This window comes from Candidatus Proelusimicrobium excrementi, from assembly GCF_937881865.1.
Lineage (GTDB): Bacteria > Elusimicrobiota > Elusimicrobia > Elusimicrobiales > Elusimicrobiaceae > Proelusimicrobium > Proelusimicrobium excrementi.
In genome coordinates this window covers 1-5,472 of sequence record NZ_CALGEO010000089.1, presented here as the reverse complement: position 1 = coordinate 5,472, position 5,472 = coordinate 1, and the positions used below count along the sequence as shown (strand labels likewise).

Genomic DNA, 5,472 nt, shown 5'->3' with positions numbered 1-5,472 from the left:
ATCTTTGATAACGTTCTCCGATTTTTGTTTGGCGTCGCTGGGGCTTAACGTGCCATAGCCTTCGGTTATGACTTCTCTTTTGCATCTCCTGATCCATTTCCACAAAGCGAAGTAAGAAAAGCCGCCGCCTTGTTTTAATTTAAGTCCGTTTAATGTAGAACAGGAAACGTTTCTGTCGTAGTTCAAACCGCATTTGCCGGCATATTGATCGGCATTATCGCGCATTGATTCGCACTGCTGAATCATGCCGTCTACGATTCCGTTCCAGGCCTGTCTTTTGGCGTACACGCGTGGGTGCAGCAACTTCCTGCAAGAACCGGGAGGATTGCCGTCATAAGAGGCTTCTTCAAAAAGTTGTTTCTTCATTTCTTTAAAGCTTTGCCCAAAGCTTTCCATTTTTGCTTTATGAGCCTTCTTTGCCGTGGAACAGGCGTTAATCGCCCCGCCGGCCTTATTTATAATATTTGAAGGCGCGTCCAAAGAGTTTAAAACTTTTTCCGTTTCTTCCCCCTCGGCGATCAAATCTTCGCTTTCAACTTCTCCGCCGTCCCAGGCGGCTTCCACCAGGTTTTTGGAAACGTCATTATATTTTTGGCTGGTAGCCATGCGGCTTAAATAATATACGCGGCCCATATCCTTGCCGGAATTACGGAACACATTTAACTGTCCGCTTCCGCCGATATTTGTTCTTACTCTGCTTGTTATGGCGTTTATACCGCCAAACGCGCCCAGCCTGCCGCCTTTTAATTTTTTAGCTTTATTATCCAAAGCTTGGAAATACATAAAATTTTCGTCGCTTCTGGCGGAACGGATTTTACCCTGTTCGCCGGAAGGTTTTATAAATTTAGATCTGTCGCTGCCGCTTAAAATCAATCTGCCGGAAGAATCCGTTTTAGTAATATTGCCTGCGGCGTAGGCGTCATCCAAAGCGACGTCCGAAAAAGGTTTTACGAAAGGCTGTCCGTAGTTATCTGCGCCTGCCGCTCCGCCGATAGTCGGCGCGACCGCACCGGCCCTGCCGTACCCTTCGGAAACGCCTATGCCTTCAGGATCGTCAATATCATAGCCTGAGGCCGAACCCGCAATGGAGGCATTCCAACGGCCGGTTTTTTCAAATTCTTTAAGGTAAGCCTGTTTTGCATCTAAAAGACGGTCGGAGCTTTGCGAACCGAAAGGCGAAAGCCCGCCGGAACTTTCATAAACCGAATATTGGCCGTTGCGGACGGAGACCAGCCTGCCCCCGCCCTCAACGCCAAAAGTATAAGCGGCGAAATCGGACAAAGTCAAATTACGCATAGATTCATCCGTAAGGCCGAATATATGAGCCATGCGCCCGAGCAGGGGTATTTCCGACATAGGCATAGTCATAGCCGTCAGCAGGAACATCAACAGTATTAAAATAACCGCCAATATTCCTTTTTTGTCTTTATAAAAAGGAGTCTTTTTATTTTTGTCCCTAACTATGTTTTTGTTTTTCATACCGATACCCTTTTTTAACTTTATCCTGTTTAAGCACTATCTCCTTGAGGAGGAAGACCTCAGGCTGGAAGTCTTCAATTTATTAATCTTAGTGCCGTTTTCTTTGCTTTCCGCCGAAGCGTTTGTATTGCGCCCGGCCGAAGAAGCCCTGCCCGTTTTGATATTTAAAGCTTCTTGCTGGGCTTGCCGCTGCGCCAGCTTTTCGGCTTCAGCCTTTTTAATGGCGTCCACGCGACGCTGATAATCGTTTACCTGAGAACCGTAATCAACGATTTCAAGCCCGTTATCCTGCTTTGCGCCGAATGTTCTCTCCGCTGATTTTAAGAACATTTCGGTACTGTCCGCCCTGTTCTGCTGGCCCGTCCTGTCTATGGGGATATAAATATCCCGCTTAGGACGGCGCGGCTCCCGCTGAGGCAAAAGCCCTTGGGCCTTAAGTTCGGCTTCAATTTGAGCTTTCTGTTTAGCTATATTAGCTTCTATAACCGCGCCGGAAATAATCCTGAAACCGAAACCTATTCCCAGCCCTACCAAAGAAGCTATAGCATATAGCTTTATATCAGCTTTTTTTAACATTGTTTTCCCCTATTAACAAGTTATTAATTAACGCCGAAGAAACCACCCAAACCGCTGAGCAGTGCCATACCGCCGCCCACTATCATTGCCATTTGGATTTTTCCTATTACCAATCCGGCCTTGGCTCCTTCCGCCGCACCGCTAGCCAATAAGCCCAAGAACGGCAATCCGCCAATCACAGCAGGCAACCAATATCTCATGTGGCCCCATGCACCGGGATCATTCAGTCCGGCTGTGCTCAAATGCTTAATTTGATTTACATACATTCCCATTAAGCCCATGCCCAAACCTATAATAACTGCCGCAAAAGCCGCCGCAACAACAGGGGCAATCCAAGATGCAATTAAACTTGATTTTAAGGCCATAACAAGACCTATACCTACTATAGCCAAAGCAGCGATTGTCATGACAGTCGCCATTATACCTTTTTTAGCGTCTGAAAGAGCATTTGAATCATTGGTAATATTATCTATACCTTTACCTATATTATTTTTATTCTTAATATTACTTGCTTCTCTTTCAAGGCTGGCCGCTTTTGTAGTTATAGGCGTGTCGCCGTTAATCTGTACCCCTTCAGTAACTTCGCCTGCTCCGTCAAAAGCCATGGAAGCTTGTTCAAAACCCTTTTCGGCATCACCGTATACCGAGCTTTTCCCTAAAGCGGAATATCTCTGCGCGGAAACAAGTTCCCCCATAGAGCTGGTAAAATATGCTTGGCCACTTCCGCCGCTTCCGTTTGCGCCGCCCCTGGAGTTACTGCCGCCCAAAGAGCCTACGCGCCCGTGTTTTGCACCGGCTACGCCGCTGATATTGCCGGCATTGGCATTGCCCATATTTACGGAAGGCACCGCCTGCTGGCCGGGCCTGTCGGAAGATACCGCACCGGGTATAGAACCCATATTGCGAACCCCGCCGGATGCGCCGGCGGAAATCCCGCCTTTGCCGGAGAAGCCTATCCTGTTGCTTCTGTTAAGTTTGTTAACCTGCGTTGCGGAAGCTCCGGCTTTTTCAAGCTGACCTTTTTCCGTACCGGCTTCTTCCCCTGCGGCCGCGCCGCCTTTACCCGCTTGCGCGTTTGCCGCGGCGGCGGTTGCATTAAATTGATTCATTACGGAGCTTAAATCAGGAGTGCCGCCCGCCGCTTCCGCGCCGGCTTCGGCCTCATAACCGGTATTGCTCATAGCCATAGGGTCGACCACGCCGCCTTCATAAGCGGAAGGTTTCTCCCCATAAGCAAATCTGCCTTTACCGGCATTACCCAAATAAGCTAAGGCCGTACCGCCTTCTCTTTCCGCTCTGGCCGCGGCTATTTGCGCTTCCAAAGCTTCTTTTGAGTAAGCGTCATAACCGCCCGCACTTGAGCCTACGGAAGCCGTATCGCCGCTGTACTGGCTTAAAACGCGGCCGGAGGCCCCTTTAGGCCCGTCGCTCATCAGGTTGGTGGCTACGCCTACGCCAACCGCAACAGTGGCTACGCCCAAAGCCGCGCCGAATATTACCGGCTTGGAAACAGCCCCTATTTTATTTAAGATATTTTTCATAACAGACTCCTTTTTGTATAAATACAAATTGATTTATAAAATTTAAAAAATCCCGCCCAGTAGTGCGCCGCCTAAAGTTTTTACCAAGTCCAGCACCTGCCCCATAACACAGCCCACATTTGCAAAAGGATCTTCGGCGCAGGTTTTCTCGGCTTTATCGTCAGCTTCTTTTTTAGCATCGTTAAGTTTACTATCCAAACCGGCCAATTCGTCGCTGTTGCCGGCCCGCTCCAATTTATCCCTTAAATCAGCTTCATTCACTTCAAGAACGCCGGCGTCTTTTTCAAGGTCACTTTCAAGCAGCTCTTTTCCCGCTTCCGTCGCGCCCTTTTGGAAAGCGTCCACGGCGTTCGCCGCCGCAGAATCCCTATTTTTTGCATTTGCCGCCGCCGCACTTGCCTGAGAAACCGTTTCGGGAATATCCTTTGGTCCCTGACAAGCTCCCGAAAGGAATATACCTGCTGTTGCGGATTCTACTGGACGGAGCTTCGGGTGCGCCTCAGTGAAGAAATCGTTTGTGTCCATTTGTGTTGTAAGCATTGTAGCAAGGGGACGGGCTGTCTTGTCGGGCTCAATAGCCGCCGCAAGTACAACCATATCAGCGTCAATATGAAGCTGTTCGTTTGAAAGCAAATCGGAAGCCTGAACGTCAATAGTGCCGTCAGCCTTTGGAGTTACCTTGCCTACCATACCCTTGATGTAGTGTACACCATATTGCTCAACGGCGCGGCGATAGAACTCGTCAAAATTCTTGCCGGGAGTACGAACATCTATATAGAATACATAAACCTCTGTATCAGGGTATTTCTCACGTATAAGCATAGCGTGCTTTGCGGTATACATACAGCAGATTTTGGAGCAGTAAGGCTTGCCCTTTTCGTCGTCACATCTTGAACCTACGCACTGAACAAATACAATAGTATGAGGGTGCTTCTTGTCAGAGGGACGAAGAAGCGTACCGCCGTTTGGTCCTGCCGCATTCATAAGTCTTTCCAGCTCAAGAGATGTTACAACATCGGGACACCAGCTGTATGCAAATTCATCGTATTTGTCAAGCTTAATGGGATTAAATCCTGTAGCAACCACGATCGCACCATATTTCTGCTCAACAAAGCGGTCAGTCTGCTTATAATCGATAGCACCCACGGAGCATACCTTGGAGCATACACCGCACTTACCGTTTTTAAGCATCATGCAGTAATTCGGGTCAATTGTAGCAACCTTGGGAACAGCCTGAGCAAAAGGAATATATACAGCCGTTCTGTTATCAAGTCCCATATTGAACTCGTTGGGAACTTTCTTCATGGGACACTTTTCTGTACAAAGTCCGCATCCCGTACATTTTGTTTCATCAACGAAACGTGCCTTTTTCTTGATTGTAACTGTGAAATTGCCAACAAATCCCTTTACATCGGCAATTTCGCTGAATGAGTGAATTGTAATCTTCTCATTCTGTGCAGCCTCAACCATTTTGGGAGTAAGTATACAAGCGGCACAGTCAAGAGTCGGAAAAGTCTTGTCAATCTGCGCCATTTTTCCGCCGATTGTAGGCTCTTTTTCAACAATATCAACTTCAAAGCCTGCCTCTGCAATGTCAAGAGCTGTCTGGATTCCCGCAATACCGCCGCCGATAACAAGAGCGCGCTTTACTACAGGGCTTTCACCTGCGGTAAGAGGTGTATTCAGATGAACCTTGGCAATTGCAGCTTTACCGAGAACAATAGCCTTATCGGTTGCAGATGCGATTTCCTTGTGAATCCATGAGCACTGCTCGCGGATATTTGCAATTTCAACCATATACGGATTAAGTCCTGCCGCAGCCGCTGTCTTGCGGAATGTAGCCTCGTGCATTCTTGGCGAGCAGGAGCATACAACA

At 48.1% G+C, this 5,472-nt stretch carries 4 protein-coding genes; all 4 read right to left on the bottom strand.

The genetic code is table 11. From position 1 onward, the window contains the following. A partial coding sequence (locus ACQY26_RS04085) for a hypothetical protein (protein ID WP_428047840.1) occupies positions 1-1,479 on the bottom strand: 1,479 nt, incomplete at its 3' end. Between the two features lie 36 nt (positions 1,480-1,515). Next, complete coding sequence (locus ACQY26_RS04080) at positions 1,516-2,055, bottom strand: hypothetical protein (RefSeq protein ID WP_428047839.1); 540 nt, start codon at positions 2,053-2,055, stop codon at positions 1,516-1,518. A 23-nt stretch (positions 2,056-2,078) separates the two neighbouring features. Beyond that, positions 2,079-3,596: a hypothetical protein gene (locus ACQY26_RS04075; protein ID WP_428047838.1), complete on the bottom strand. Its 1,518-nt coding sequence runs from the start codon at positions 3,594-3,596 to the stop codon at positions 2,079-2,081. Positions 3,597-3,638: 42 nt separating this feature from the next. Beyond that, positions 3,639-5,472 (bottom strand): FAD-dependent oxidoreductase (locus ACQY26_RS04070; protein WP_428047837.1); only part of this gene is annotated, 1,834 nt, incomplete at its 5' end.

Excerpts from the sequence above, each read along its gene's own strand:
- ACQY26_RS04080 (WP_428047839.1), bottom strand. The coding sequence starts at position 2,055 with ATGTTAAAAAAAGCTGATATAAAGCTATATGCTATAGCTTCTTTGGTA.
- ACQY26_RS04075 (WP_428047838.1), bottom strand. The coding sequence starts at position 3,596 with ATGAAAAATATCTTAAATAAAATAGGGGCTGTTTCCAAGCCGGTAATA.